Source organism: Archangium primigenium (genome assembly GCF_016904885.1).
Lineage (GTDB): Bacteria > Myxococcota > Myxococcia > Myxococcales > Myxococcaceae > Cystobacter > Cystobacter primigenius.
Genome location: NZ_JADWYI010000001.1, coordinates 2,428,375 through 2,440,582, shown reverse-complemented (window position 1 = coordinate 2,440,582; position 12,208 = coordinate 2,428,375). Strand labels below are relative to the sequence as shown.

Annotated in this window: 11 protein-coding genes; 6 read left to right on the top strand and 5 right to left on the bottom strand. The window is 71.0% G+C overall.

Going from position 1 to position 12,208, the window contains the following annotated elements; genetic code table 11:
• The first annotated feature begins 48 nt into the window (after positions 1–48).
• The 5 genes from I3V78_RS10400 (at position 49) to I3V78_RS10380 (ending at position 4,797) form a co-directional block, all read left to right on the top strand.
• The gene (locus tag I3V78_RS10400; protein WP_239576379.1) at positions 49–1,173 is read left to right on the top strand and encodes a D-alanine--D-alanine ligase family protein; all 1,125 of its coding nucleotides are present in this window, start codon (positions 49–51) and stop codon (positions 1,171–1,173) included.
• A complete protein-coding gene (locus tag I3V78_RS10395) occupies positions 1,091–1,510 on the top strand; it encodes a GNAT family N-acetyltransferase (protein ID WP_239577519.1) in 420 nt (139 codons plus the stop codon). Before I3V78_RS10400 ends, I3V78_RS10395 begins: the two co-directional genes overlap by 83 nt.
• 14 nt (positions 1,511–1,524) lie before the next feature.
• Positions 1,525–3,057: a transglutaminase domain-containing protein gene (locus I3V78_RS10390; RefSeq protein ID WP_204486629.1), complete on the top strand. Its 1,533-nt coding sequence runs from the start codon at positions 1,525–1,527 to the stop codon at positions 3,055–3,057.
• 184 nt (positions 3,058–3,241) lie between these two features.
• Positions 3,242–3,880 (top strand): hypothetical protein, encoded by a 639-nt coding sequence (locus I3V78_RS10385; RefSeq protein ID WP_338023522.1) that lies wholly within the window; start codon positions 3,242–3,244, stop codon positions 3,878–3,880.
• The gene (locus I3V78_RS10380) at positions 3,877–4,797 is read left to right on the top strand and encodes a type VI immunity family protein (RefSeq protein WP_338023521.1); all 921 of its coding nucleotides are present in this window, start codon (positions 3,877–3,879) and stop codon (positions 4,795–4,797) included. The genes I3V78_RS10385 and I3V78_RS10380 overlap by 4 nt, the downstream gene beginning before the upstream one ends.
• Positions 4,798–4,809: 12 nt before the next feature.
• Here the strand turns inward: I3V78_RS10380 and I3V78_RS10375 are convergent, their stop codons facing one another.
• The 5 genes from I3V78_RS10375 to I3V78_RS10355 all read right to left on the bottom strand — a co-directional run bounded on the left by I3V78_RS10375 (position 4,810) and on the right by I3V78_RS10355 (position 10,753).
• A complete protein-coding gene (locus tag I3V78_RS10375) occupies positions 4,810–5,334 on the bottom strand; it encodes a DinB family protein (RefSeq protein WP_204486624.1) in 525 nt (174 codons plus the stop codon).
• A 19-nt stretch (positions 5,335–5,353) separates the two neighbouring features.
• A complete protein-coding gene (locus I3V78_RS10370; protein ID WP_204486621.1) occupies positions 5,354–6,682 on the bottom strand; it encodes a cytochrome P450 in 1,329 nt (442 codons plus the stop codon).
• 287 nt (positions 6,683–6,969) lie between these two features.
• Positions 6,970–8,022 carry an inorganic phosphate transporter gene (locus tag I3V78_RS10365; RefSeq protein WP_204486612.1) on the bottom strand — a complete coding sequence of 351 codons (1,053 nt, stop codon included), beginning with the start codon at positions 8,020–8,022 and terminating at the stop codon, positions 6,970–6,972.
• Between the two features lie 8 nt (positions 8,023–8,030).
• Positions 8,031–8,663, bottom strand: coding sequence for a DUF47 domain-containing protein (locus tag I3V78_RS10360; RefSeq protein ID WP_204486610.1), 633 nt, complete (start codon positions 8,661–8,663; stop codon positions 8,031–8,033).
• Complete coding sequence (locus I3V78_RS10355; protein ID WP_204486608.1) at positions 8,660–10,753, bottom strand: thioredoxin domain-containing protein; 2,094 nt, start codon at positions 10,751–10,753, stop codon at positions 8,660–8,662. Before I3V78_RS10355 ends, I3V78_RS10360 begins: the two co-directional genes overlap by 4 nt.
• Before the next feature lie 94 nt (positions 10,754–10,847).
• Here I3V78_RS10355 and I3V78_RS10350 point away from each other — a divergent pair, with 94 nt between their 5' ends.
• Positions 10,848–12,176, top strand: a complete 1,329-nt coding sequence (locus I3V78_RS10350) for an ArnT family glycosyltransferase (protein WP_338023520.1) — start codon at positions 10,848–10,850, stop codon at positions 12,174–12,176.
• The last annotated feature ends 32 nt before the right edge of the window (positions 12,177–12,208 follow it).

The window sequence follows — 12,208 nt, the reverse complement described above, 5'->3', positions numbered from 1 at the left end:
TCATCCCCCCGGGGGACGTGGTAACCCTGCCCGCTGCCCAGATCGCGCATGCACATCGCCATCCTGTACAACCGAGACCACGAGCAGTTGGAGGACGACCCGGGTCGGGAGGCGCGAGCAGACGTGACGCGCGTGGCGTCCGCCCTGGCGGACGCCCTCCAGCACGGCGGCTTCCGGCCCGAGCCCATCGCCGTGGAGGGCACCCGGCTGGAGTTCGTGGACCTGCTCGCCCGGATGCGGCCCGACCTGGTCATCAACCTCTGTGAGTCCGTGGCCGCGGACAGCCGGGCCGAGGTCGTCATCCCCTGCCTGCTGGACATGCTCGGGCTGCCCTACACGGGCTCGTCCGCCCTGTCCCTGGGGCTCGCGCTGCACAAGGACAAGGCCAAGGAGCTGCTCCGGGCGCGCGGCGTGCCCACGCCCGGCTTCGCCCGGGTGGACCGGCTCGAGGACCTGGAGCGCCTGACGCTGCCCTTCCCGCTCATCGTGAAGCCCGCGCGCGAGGACGCCAGCATGGGCATCACCCGCGACTCGGTGGTGCACGACCCCGCCGCCCTGCGCCGGGCGGTGGAGGCCGTGCTCACCACCTTCCACCAGCCCGCCATCGTCGAGCAGTTCATCCCCGGCCGGGAAATCTACGTGCCCCTCCTGGGCAACGCCCCCCGCCGGGCCCTGCCGCTCACGGAGATCCGCTTCGGCCAGCTCTTCCAGGACCGGCCCAACATCGTCACCTACGCGGGCAAGTGGGAGGAGAACTCGCCCGAGTACGTGAACACCCCCTCGGGGCCGTGTCTGCTGGAGGACAAGGCGCTGGAGGCCCGGCTGGTGAAGACGGCCCTGGAGGCCTTCGCCGCGCTAGAGGGCCAGGACTACGGCCGGGTGGACCTGCGGGTCACCCCGGACGGCCAGCCCTACGTCATCGACATCAACCCCAACTGTGATCTCCATCCCGACGCGGGCTTCGCCAAGGCGGCCCTGGCCGCGGGGATGGACTACCGCGCCCTGGCCCGCACGCTGGTCGAGGTCGCGCTGGAGAGGACCCATGGACATTCGCCCCCTCGAAGGAAAGGATCGGGAGTCACTCGCCTCCCTGATTCACCGAATCGAAACCTTCTCCTCGGAGGAAAAGGACTGCGCGGTCGAACTCGTCGATCTCGCGCTGCAGCCAAGTAACCGCGACTACCACATCCTCGTCGCGGACCGGGACGGCACGCTCGTGGGCTACGTGTGCTACGGCCCCACCCCCATGACCGAGGGCACGTACGACCTGTACTGGATCGCCTCGGATCCGAAGGTGCGGGGCCAGGGCGTGGGCGCCTCGCTGGTGTCGCGCATGGAGGCGGACCTGCGGGGCCGTCAGGCGCGCATCATCCGCGTGGAGACGAGCGCCACCGAGTCCTACGGCCCCACCCGCGGCTTCTACGCCGCGCTCAAGTACACGGAAGAGGCCCGAATCCGGGACTTCTACAAGGTCGGCGACGACCTCATCATCCTCACCAAGCGCGTCTGAGCGCGGGAGCGGGCGTGAGAACTTCCCCCAAGGCCCTCGTCGCGCTGGGCGCCCTGCTCCTGGGCCCGGCGCTCGTGCAGTGCAAGAAGGCGGAGGCCCCGGCCGCCCCCGTCTCCGCCCCGTCCGCCCCGGCGAAGGCCGCCGCCCCGTCCCCCCCGGCCCCCGAGGGCGTCTCGGACGTGGTGAAGGCGCGCCGGCCGCAGGGCGGCGAGTACCTGGGGCTGTACCTGGTGGACAAGAAGGTGGGCTACCTCTTCACGGACCTGGGCCTCATCCCGGACCGGGCGGACCGGGTGCGCGCCCTCAGTGAACTGCACTTCAAGGCGAACGTGGGCTCGCGCCTGTCCGAGCGCGTGCACCGCGAGGAGCGCATCTACGAGGCCCACCCCGGCGGGCGGCTGGTGGCCTTCACCATCGAGCAGCGCGGCGATGGCGGCACCCAGACGCTCGTGGGCACCATCACCCCCTCGGGCGTGAGCGTGGTGCGCAAGCGCCCGGGGCTCGCGGACGAGACGGTGAGCCTGCCGCCCACCGCCGAGGTCGTGGAGGACGCGGATCCGGCGCGCGTGGCGCTGCTGCGCCAGGGCAACCTGAGCGGCCACATGCTGGACGGCACGGACCTGGGCACCTACCCGTACCAGGTGACGGTGCAGCCCACCGAGCAGCGGCTCATCAGCGGCGTGCAGGTGAAGCTGGGCAAGGCGGTGATGATCTCCGAGAAGGAGAAGGTCCCCGTCACGACCTACCTGACCGAGGACGGCCAGGTGCTGGAGATGGAGTACGGGCAGACGATGAAGGCCCGGGCCGAGCCGGAGGCGGTGGCCAAGCGGTTGGATCTGGTGGAGGTGTTCGGCCTCACCCGGGTGGTCCTGCCCAAGCCGCTGCCCGAGTCCGCCAAGACGATCCCCGGCCAGGTGACGCTGGTGATGGAGAACCTGCCCCCCCAGTTCCAGCAGGACAGCAACCGCCAGAAGTACCAGGCGGAGGCGGACGGCCGGGTGCGGGTGACGGTGTCGGCGCGGGCGCCGGACGCCCAGAAGCTCAAGCCCCGGCCGCTCAAGGATCCCGAGGGCGGCAAGAACCTCGAGACGTCCATCATCATCGAGAGCGACAACCCGACCATCCGCAACCTCGCCGACCAGCTCGCGGCGCCGCACAAGGACGCCTACGCGGCGGCCCAGGCCATCAGCTCCTGGGTGGCCACGAACCTGAAGAAGGACTACGGGGCGAGCGCCGACCGGGCCACGGACGTGCTGCGCCAGAAGAAGGGGGACTGCACGGAGCACTCCCTGCTGACGGTGTCGCTCCTGCGCGCGGCGGGCATTCCCGCGCGGCGCGTGGATGGCGTCATCTACATGGTGAACCAGGACGGGGTGCCGGCGCTCTACTGGCACGAGTGGGTGGAGGCCTTCGTGGGCGAGTGGACCCAGATGGATCCCACCTTCGACCAGGTGGTGGCGGACGCCACCCACTTCGGCGTGGGCTTCGAGGGCAACGCGGAGATCACCCCCCTCATCGGTACGCTCAAGGTCGTCGAGGTGAAGTAGGGACGCATTCATGGTCCCACGAGCGCTCCGACCCGCCGTCCATCCCTGGATGGCGGGTCCGCTGTCCGTTCTCCTGCTCGGTGCGTGTGTCGCGGCACCACCGAGTTCCCGTCGAAGCTTCCGGTTCGACACGGAAACGGCTTCGCGACTGCGCCACGCCGCTCCCGTGGAAAGCACCACGCGTGTGCTCACGACCGTGGCGGCCGGGGTCACGCGCTCCCGTCTCGCGCCCGTGCTGCTCGGATTGCTCCCCGGTGATGCGGCGGTGAGCGAACTCGAGCTGAGCCTGTTGCAATGCGCCCGGGAGGCGGAACGGCGAATCCACCAGCCTTTGTTCGGAGAGCGGACCCCGACCCGGGAGGAGTGCGGAGAAGAAGTCGACGTCGACGGCTGTGGCCAACCCATCACCCAGGCCATGGCGTTGGGTCGGAAGAAACACGCACTCGCACTCGAATGCGCCCGCTCGGTGCTCCAACGGTATTGGCCCAAGCCCTTCAGCATCGAGCAGCGCTACCGGTTCTTCCGCCATGCGCGGTTCATCGAAACCCTGAGCGCGGCGGAGGAAAAACGACTCCTCGCGGAGGGCTGCACTCAAAAGCTCTGGCGCACCATCAAGCCCGACATCGTCCTTCACGCGAGCGACAACCCGCTGAGCGCCGTGCTCGTCCTCGACTTCAAGTTTCCCTGTCCCGAGACCAACAGCCCACGGTGGACACGGTACGGCAAGGACAGCGCCTACCCAGGTGCCACCCAGGGCGAAATCTACCGGGAAGCGCTGCGCGCCGAAGCCTTGCTCCTCTCGCCCCAGGGCATCACACCGTGAACGAACCGGTTCCGCCCATCCGGCTCCGAACGGACCAGCACAGGTTGGTGGGCCGCGACGGACTCGTCCTGTGCTTCTTCATCCGTCGCTCCCATGGAGAGATCGCCCCCGCCATCTGGCGAGCGCTGCGGACCTATGTCCAAGCCATTCCTCCCGGAGCGCTCGGCTGGTACGGCGACTATGACGGCAATACCCTCCCCCTCGACTCGACGGGTTGGGCCTTCGTCCAGGAGGAACTCCTGGGCTGTGCCTCGCCGGCCACGGCCCGCGTCGAACTCTGGGAGCACGAGAGCGAGGTCGGGGGGTACAACTTCGAGTATCTCGGCCGTTGGTTGGACGCTCCCCCGTTTGATCAGGACACGGATGCGACCTGCGGCGTGTGCTTCTCCTTTCCCTCGGAATACCTCCAGGGACAGGGCGCGCACGCGCTGCGCACGCTCGCACTGGAGTTGGCCCGTGAGCTGCCGTTCAGCTTTGGCTATGCCAGTCTCGCCATCGTGTCCCCCGGAGGCCGCTGGTACATGGCGCGGCAGGCCCTGATTCCCCTGCTCGAGCGATACCTGGGACTCGACCTCTACCGGCTCGAGGAAACCAGCCGGGCCATTGGTGCACGTGCGCGCGGGGCGCATTGGCTCACGTTCCTCGGGCCCGAGCTCGTGAACGGATTGGGAGGCCTCCACCGCCTGCGCGAGGCCCTGTCCTCTCTCCACGTGTCCATTCACGAACTGGAGCAAGGGAGGCTCTTGCTCACGCTGGGAGATGAGCCCGACGCCCTCGACACGCGGAAGAACGAGGATGCCCCCCACTACCGCGCTCTGGCCCGGCTGTTGGAGCCCTTCTTCCTCGACGAGCACACCGGCTGGTTCTCCCTGGACAAGGAACCCATGCGCCGATGGCTCCGACGCTTCTGCACTTGAGGACAGGGCGGACTACCCCGCGCGCACCGCGTGGAGGAAGCGCGCGTAGCCGAGCTCGGCGGCGCTCTTGGTGAGCTCCACGTTCGCCCAGGCGAGGACGTGGGCGAAGGGCTGATCCTGGAAGGGCCAGCGCGTGCGCTCGGTGGACCGCAGCTCCTCGTCCGAGAGCCGCTCGAGCGCCGCCCGCCACTCGCCGTGCAGCCGCTGGATCCACGCCCGCACACCTTCGGCGGAGCCGGGCCACGTCACCTGCTCGCGCGAGAGCGTCGCGGCCCCGAAGGAGTGGTCGAGCACCATGGACCACCAGAAGCCGAAGTGCCACGTCAGCCACGCGATGCTGGAGGGACCCAGGCCGTAGTCCTCGCGCTCCGGCCAGTCCGCCACCCACCGGCCCTCGGCGTCCGGACGCACGTGCAGGCCCTGGGCGGCGGGGCGCCACAGGCACTCCTCGGTGGTGAGGCTCTCCAGGTGGTACCAGGTGAGCTGCCACGCCATGTCGAACTGCCAGAGCAGGGGGTCGCGGACCGCATGGGACATGCCCCGAGTCTAGCGGGCTTCACATCCGCGCCGTGGGCACCAGCCGGACCCCCTGGGGGATGAGGAAGGACGCCGCCGCGAAGGCGGAGACCCGGGCATCCGCGGCGGGCGTGAGGCGGTAGCGGCGGACCACCGTCGCGAGCGCGAGCACCAGCGCCCGCCTCGCGAGCGCGGCCCCCATGCACAGCCGGGCCCCACCACCGAAGGGCACGTAGGCGAACTTCGGCAACCCCTCGAGGGAGCCATCGAGCCAGCGCTCCGGGCGGAACACGTCCGGGTCCGCGAACCACCGAGGGTCTCGGTGGAGGACCCAGGGGCTGAGCGCCAGGCTGACGCCCGCGCCCAACCGGTAGCCGCCCAGCTCACACGGCTCGACGGTCTCCCGGGCCGTCATCCAGACGGGGGGATGGAGCCGCAGGGACTCCTTGAGGACCGCCATCGTGTAGACGAGCCGCTCGGGATCTCCCGCGGTGGCGCGCCCGTCGCCCAGCACCCGGACCACCTCGTCCGCCACCCGCGCGTCCACCTCCGGATGGGTCGCCAGCAGGTGGAGCGTCCACACCAACGCGATGGCCGTGGGCTGATGCGCGGCGAGGAGCATGATGGCCACCTCGTCCCGGGGGTACCACGGGGGCGCCAGACAGCCCTCGTCCCCGTCGCGCGCCTGGAGCGCCAGCCCGAGGAGGTTGGACGCGCCGAGGCTCCGCTCCCGAAGCCGCGCGATGAGCCCGTGGATGGCCCGCTCGAACTGATGGACCGACCAGCGGAAGCGGAGGTTGCCGGGCGTGGGGAGCCAGCGCGGGAGCCGGATCGGCAGCGGCCGGAAGTTCCACGCCAGGAAGGACGTGGAGCGCCGGACCTCGTTGGCGGTGAGGTCCGCGTCCATCAGGTACCGCCCCACCCAGCGGGCCGCCAGGCTCGACACGTCGTCCGCGATCGCGCGCGCCACACCGGGGCGCCACGCGGCGAGCATCTCCTCGGTGGCCGCGACGATGGGCGCCGCGCCGATGTCGACACGCTCCCGGAGGAACAGGGGCTGGAGCAGCCGACGCTTGTAGCGCCAGTCCTCTCCATCCGTGTGCATCAGCGCATAGTGGTACGAGCCCGTCCGGGCCTCGGTCGGCTTCGCTCCGGTCTCCTTCGCGAAGTGCCGCTGCGCGTTGACCAGGACGCGCTCGATGTCGCGCGGATGGCAGACCAGGTAGTTGTCCTGGCCCAGCCGCACCACATCCCCGAACTCCCGGGCGCACCGGGTCACGAACTGGAGCGGATCCGTGTGGAAGTCCGCGGTGTTCGCGATGCCCCACCCCCCCACGGGGCCAGGAGGTTCACCCGGAAGTTCGGTCATGCGGCCCCCCGCGGGTCACTCAGTAGCCGCCGCCGGGCGTGATGGCCTGGTAGGGGCGCGTCAGCTTCTTCGGGTTGGACAGACCCAGCGCCACCGCCACGTAGAACAATGCCTTCATGCGTGCTCCTCCTGAGGGGGCCGGGAAGCAGCCCGCCGCCATCCTAGCGACAGGCCTCGCATGTCTGTCAATTGCCCTTCCCCGCCGTGTCTTGCACAGGCACCGTGTCAATGACACGTCAGCCCATGCAATGACATGTCAATCGCCTCGCGAGCCCCCCCGCGGCCCGTCAGTGGACGAACGGACCCAGGCCGAAGCGGGCCAGGGCATAGCCCGCCGCGCCGATCAGCGCCGCGCCGGGGAAGGTCAGCACCCAGGCCCAGGCGATGCGTTTGCCCCAGATCCACCGCACCGCGTGCAGGCCGCGCGTGGCCCCCACGCCCGAGACCGCGCCGCCGATGGCGTGGGTCGTGGAGATGGGGACATGCGCGAGGGTCGCGAACGCGATGCTCGTGGCGGCGGCGAGCTCGGCGGAGAAGCCGCCCACGGGCCGCAGGTAGGGGGTGATGCGCGAGCCCACCGTCTGGACGATGCGCCACCCGCCCGCCATGGTGCCGAGCGCCATGGCTCCGTGGCAGGAGAGGACGATCCACCAGGCCACCTCGTGCTGGCCGCCCAGGCCCCGGAAGCCCTCGGGGTTGGGCTGGCTCCAGGCCTCGTGGCCCGTGGCGGCCAGGATGGCGACGATGATGCCCATGGTCTTCTGCGCGTCGTTGGTCCCGTGGCCCAGCGAGTACAGGCCCGCGGAGAGCAATTGCAGGTGCCGGAAGCGCCGCTCGGCCGCGTGCCGCTCGGCGTGGCGCGTGAGCCAGGCGATGGCGGTCATGAAGCTCCAGCCCAGCACCATGCCGATGATGGGCGAGAGGACGAGGAAGGCGAGCACGGGCACCCAGCCCTTGAGCAGCAGCGCGCCCCACCCCGCCTTGGCGATGGCCGCGCCCGCCAGGCCGCTGATCACCGCGTGCGAGCTGCTGGTGGGCAGGGCCCACCACCACGTGAGCAGGTCCCACACCACCGCGCCCACCAGGGCGCCGAAGATGACGTTCAGGTCCACCACCTGGGGGTCGACCAGCTTCTCGGAGATGGTCTTGGCCACGGTGGTGCCGAAGAAGAACGCGGCCACGAAGTTGAAGAACGCGGCCCAGAGCACCGCCTGCCTCGGCGTGAGCACGCGGGTGGTCACCACGGTGGCCACCGAGTTGGCCGCGTCGTGAAAGCCATTGAGGAAGTCGAAGATCAGCGCGGCGCCAATCAACACGAAGGCGAAGGTCAGCAGGGACATGGAGCGCCTCAGCCGTTCTTGAGCAGCACGCGCGCCAGGGTCTCGGTGGCCTCTTCGCTGCGCTCGATCGCCTCTTCCAACAGCTCGTGCAGCTCCTTCTTCTTCATCACCTCCAGGGGATCCGGCGTGCCCTCGAAGAGCTGGCCGAGGAAGGCCTCCCGGTCGCGCTTGACCAGCTCCATGGTGTCACCCACCGCGTCGAGCGCGGGCTTGAGGTCCTCCAGCTTCTGGCCGCGGCGCAGGCCATGGATGATGGTGTCGAGCTCGCGCGCGATGGTCACGAAGTTGCGGGCCTGTCCGCTGAGCGTCGGGTGCAGGGCCTTGAGCTGGTAGAGGCGGAAGCGCTGCGACAGCTCCGCGACGCGGTCCACCACGCCGTACATCACCGTGATGAGGCCGAGGATGTCCTCGCGATCCAGCGGGGTGATGAAGGCCTTGTCGAGCCGGAAGAGCGACTCGCTGAAGACCTTCTTGGCGCCCACGCGGTCCTGCTCGATGGACTGCAGCGGCCCGGAGAAGTGGGGGAAGGTGGAGACGACACGCTCGAACTGCTGGGCGCAGTTCACGACGAAGCCGGACAGTCGCTCCAGCTCGTCATAGAACTTCTCGTCCTTGGGCAGCAGGTTGAACATGCGCGTCATCCCCCCCGGCTCGCGCCCGCCAGCCGCCGCGCGAAGTGTGTCGCGTCCGTCACGGGCGGCTCGCAGGCGAAGTGGCGGCACACGTAGGCGGCCGCCTGGCCCTGGACGGGCTCGCGGCCCAGGAAGGTCTCGATCATCGAGGGCGGAACCGGCGCGGTGGGCGCCTTCCAGGCGAAGGCGGAGGTGGGCGCGTAGACGCCGCGCGCCGCCGCCAACAGGGGGGCCACCGCGTCGCGCTCCCCGGCGAGGGTGACGCTCGGGGCGCCCTCCAGCAGCGCATCCGCCGCCAGCGCCAGGTGCCCGTAGCCCATGGGGTTCTTCTGGAGCTGCTCGCGCATGCGCGACACGTACCGCTCGGGCAGGTCCAGGTGGTACTTGTTGCCCGTGAGCGCGGCGAGCGCCACCTGCGCCTCCGTCACCAGCGACGCCCCCGAGGGCACCGCGTTGTCGAACGTCGCATAGGGGGCCACCACCAGGTCTCCCTGCTCGCGGGGTGCCAGCAGCCAGGCCTGCTTGTCCACGTCCCAGAACAGCTCCTCGGCGACGCGTACCAGCGCCTCCGCGGCCTCCAGGTAGCGCGGCTCGAAGGTGGCCTGGTAGAGCGCGGTGAGGCCCGCGGCCAGGCCCCCGTAGTCCTCCAGAAAGCCCGGGATGCGCGCCTGGCCCTCCTGGTACGCGCGCGTGAGGCGCCGTCCGTCCCACAGCTCCGCCAGGAGGAAGTCCGCCGCCTTCCGGGCCCCGTCCACCCAGTCCTCCCGGGCGAACACCCGGCCCGCGAAGGCCAGGCCCCGGATCATCAGCCCGTTCCAACCCGCGAGGATCTTCTCGTCCCGGCCCGGCTTCACCCGCCGCTCGCGCGCCTCGAGCAGCTGCTCGCGCGCCTCGTCCAGCAAGGCGCGTGTCTCCTCCAGAGACAGGGAGAAGTCCGACGCCAGCACCTCCTCGGTCACCGCCGACTCCAGCACCGTGGTGCCGTGCTCGAAGTTGCCCTTGGGGGTGATGTGGAAGCGCCGTGTCACCAGGTCCGCCAGCTCGTCGTCCAGCACCGCCGCCACCTGCTCGGGGGTCCAGACGAAGAAGCGGCCCTCCTCGCCCTCGCTGTCCGCGTCCTGGGTGGCGTAGAAGCCGCCGCGCGCGTCCGTCATCTCGCGCCGCACGTAGGCCACCGTCTCCTCCACCACCTGCCGCCACAGGGGCCGGGGCTCCACCTGGTGCGCCTCCGTGTACAGGTGCAGGAGCTGCGCGTTGTCGTACAGCATCTTCTCGAAGTGCGGCACCCGCCACCGCTCGTCCACCGAGTAGCGGTGGAAGCCGCCGCCGAGCTGATCATAGATGCCCCCGCGCGCCATCTTCTCCAGCGTGAGCAGCACCGCCTGCCGGAGGGCATCCTGCTCGGGCGCGCGCCGCCAGGCCCGCAGCACCAGCGCCACGCTCATGGGGTTGGGGAACTTGGGCGCACCGCCAAAACCCCCATTCACGCCGTCCATGCGGCGCAGCAGGGCCGTGCCCATGGCGACCAGGTCCTCGGCCTTGAGCGCCGCGGGCGCCGCGTCCAGGCCGTGCAGCGCCAGCTCGCCCAGGCCCTCGCGGAACTCCCCGGCCTGCTGCACCACCTCGTCGCGCCGGCTCGTCCAGGCCTCGCTCAGCGCCTGCAGCACCTTGGGGAAGCCCGGCCGGCCGTAGCGATCCTCCGGCGGGAAGTAGGTGCCGCCGAAGAAGGGCACGCGCTCGGGGGTGAGGAAGACCGTCAGGGGCCAGCCGCCCCCCAGGCCCATGAGCTGCACCACGCCCTGGTAGAGCTGGTCCACGTCCGGCCGCTCCTCGCGGTCCACCTTCACGTTGATGAAGCCCGCGTTCATCAGCCGGGCGATGTCCGGGTTCTCGAAGGACTCGTGCGCCATGACGTGGCACCAGTGGCAGGCCGAGTAGCCCACGGACAGGAGCAGGGGTTTGTCCTCCGCGCGGGCCCGGGCGAAGGCCTCCTCGCCCCAGGGGTACCAGTCCACCGGGTTGGAGGCGTGCTGCCGCAGGTAGGGAGAAGGCTCGCGCGCGAGGCGGTTGCTGGGGCCGGCCGGCGGGGGGTGGGACATGACGGGCTCCGGAAAACGGGGCGGGGCGCGGGAGCGTACAGGCGCCCGTGGAAAGGTGCTGGGCAAAGGCCCGCAAGTGCGCTTAGTGCCAGACGTGGCCCACCGCTCCGCCCTCCGCCCTGTCCCCCACCTGACGCTCTGCCTCGTCCTGCTCGTGGCGAGCGCGGCGGTCCGGCTGGCGCTCGTGCTGGGCACGGACGTCTACTTCGACGAGGCCTACTACTGGCAGTGGTCGCGGCACCTGGACGGGGGCTACTTCGACCACTCCCCCGGGGTGGCGTGGCTCATCGCGCTGCTCGGCATCCGCCCCACCGCGCTCGTCTGTGGCGTGGCGACCGTGGGCGCGGTGTGGGGGCTCGCCCGGGACGTGCATGGCCCGGGCGAGGCGCCCTGGCGCGCGGCGGCGCTCTGGAGTGTCGTCCCCGTGGGCATCCTCGCGGGCGTGTGGGCCACGCCGGACACGCCCCTGCTGCTCTTCTGGACGCTGGCGCTATGGGCGCTCCACCGCGAGCGCTGGGTGCTGGCGGGGCTCGCCTGTGGCCTGGCGCTGCTGTCCAAGTACCCGGGGGTGCTGCTCGCCGCGGCCTTCGTCGCCGCGTGCGTGCGGGCCCGGCGGCTGCCCGCGGGCGCCTGGCTCACCGCGCTGCTCGGCGTGGGGCTCTTCCTGCCCGTGGTGGCGTGGAACGCGCGCAACGACTGGGCGGGCTTCGCCTTCCAGTTGCAGCACGGCCTCGGAGGCCAGGGCGGCTGGCGCACCTTCGGGGAGTTCCTCCTGGGCCAGCTCGCGCTCGGCGGGCCCGTGCTGGTGCCGCTGACGGTGGCGTACGTCGTCCGGGGCCCCCGCGAGCAGTTCCTCCTGCGCGCCGCCGCCGCCGCGCCCCTGCTCCTGTTCGGCTACGCGTCCGTGCGCACCCGGGGCGAGGCCAACTGGCCGGCCGCGGCGTACCTCTCCGCGTGCGTGGGCGTGGCCGGCATGCACGCGCGGTGGTTCCGCGCGGCGGCGCTCGTCAACCTGGCGCTGGTGCTCGCGGTGACGTCCCACCTGCTCTTCCCGCTGCTGCGCTTCGAGCGCGACGTGCTGCTCGCGCGCACCCATGGCTGGGAGGTGCTGGGCACGCTCGCGCGCGAGGACGTGGCGGTGGTGTACGCCCCCAGCTACCAGCTCGCCTCGGAGGTGGCCTACTTCACCGGCCTGCCCGCGGACACGGCGGGCGGGGCGCGCCGCAGCCAGTACGATCTCTGGCCCCGGCCCGAGGTGCCCGTGGGGCGCGACGCACTGTGGTACTCCGAGGGCAAGCCGCCGCCCGCCGAGCTGACCGAGCGCTTCTCCACGGTGGAGGGGCCGCGCGAGCTGACGTCCGACTTCCGGGGCCGCCGGGTGCACACCTTCCTCGTCTGGCGGCTGCGCGACGCCCGGCCCTGAAGTCCCCCGTCCCGTGCCCTCGCCAACAGTCC

What these genes read in the sequence shown, in the direction of transcription:
- I3V78_RS10365 (WP_204486612.1), bottom strand. Translation starts at nt 8,022, where the DNA reads ATGTCCCTGCTGACCTTCGCCTTCGTGTTGATTGGCGCCGCGCTGATC.
- I3V78_RS10375 (WP_204486624.1), bottom strand. Translation starts at nt 5,334, where the DNA reads ATGTCCCATGCGGTCCGCGACCCCCTGCTCTGGCAGTTCGACATGGCG.
- I3V78_RS10400 (WP_239576379.1), top strand. Translation starts at nt 49, where the DNA reads ATGCACATCGCCATCCTGTACAACCGAGACCACGAGCAGTTGGAGGAC.
- I3V78_RS10360 (WP_204486610.1), bottom strand. Translation starts at nt 8,663, where the DNA reads ATGACGCGCATGTTCAACCTGCTGCCCAAGGACGAGAAGTTCTATGAC.
- I3V78_RS10370 (WP_204486621.1), bottom strand. Translation starts at nt 6,682, where the DNA reads ATGACCGAACTTCCGGGTGAACCTCCTGGCCCCGTGGGGGGGTGGGGC.
- I3V78_RS10355 (WP_204486608.1), bottom strand. Translation starts at nt 10,753, where the DNA reads ATGTCCCACCCCCCGCCGGCCGGCCCCAGCAACCGCCTCGCGCGCGAG.